Origin of the sequence: Affinundibacterium seohonense (assembly GCF_014284305.1) — a bacterium.
Classification (GTDB): Bacteria; Pseudomonadota; Gammaproteobacteria; order Burkholderiales; family Burkholderiaceae_D; genus Undibacterium; species Undibacterium seohonense.
Genome location: NZ_JACOFW010000081.1, coordinates 1 through 577 on the forward strand (window position 1 = coordinate 1; position 577 = coordinate 577).

The 577-nt window shown below is 41.8% G+C and carries 1 protein-coding gene; it reads left to right on the forward strand.

The features are described from left to right. Nucleotides 1-15 precede the first annotated feature (15 nt). Complete coding sequence (locus H8K52_RS20635; protein WP_186924794.1) at nucleotides 16-468, forward strand: Imm26 family immunity protein; 453 nt, start codon at nucleotides 16-18, stop codon at nucleotides 466-468. Nucleotides 469-577: the final 109 nt, after the last annotated feature.

Here is a 577-nt window from a genome sequence, read left to right on the forward strand (position 1 = left end):
CGTTAGCAGGTCATTATGGTAGCTCGCCAAAGAAGAACCATTGGTTCCATCGTAATCATCCCAATCGATGATTTTTTTATTCATGCGCAAGTTTTGCCTGAAGTTGACATGGTTTTTTTTAATACAAAAGGAAAAACCAATTTAACACCCGATGAAATAGTTAACACTCAAGTACTATTCAGAGAAGCTGTAAATGACGACGCGATCCGAGATGGTCGTTGGCTAAAAGCGGGCAAGGCTTCTATCAGCAAAGAAAATTCACAGCCATTACCAAAATTTATTCAAGACGCATTAAATCCAACAAAATTTGAAATATATGTTGGAGGTGTCATACGCTCCGCAAAAAGAGAGGAGTGTTTAAATCTACAAAGGTGCGCAGTCTGGGCTGTAAATCACATCGAAGACCGTATTAGAGACTATTACAACGGTATGCCTAATAAATGGGTAGAACAAATGAGGATAAAATGACTGCTAACAGGTCGCTCAAGGCCGCTCACATACGTTCGCTGGACAGCTTCAGTCTGGGCATGCTTCGCATTTTATGCCCAGCCTTACGCTGCCCCTTAGCTCTGCGTTA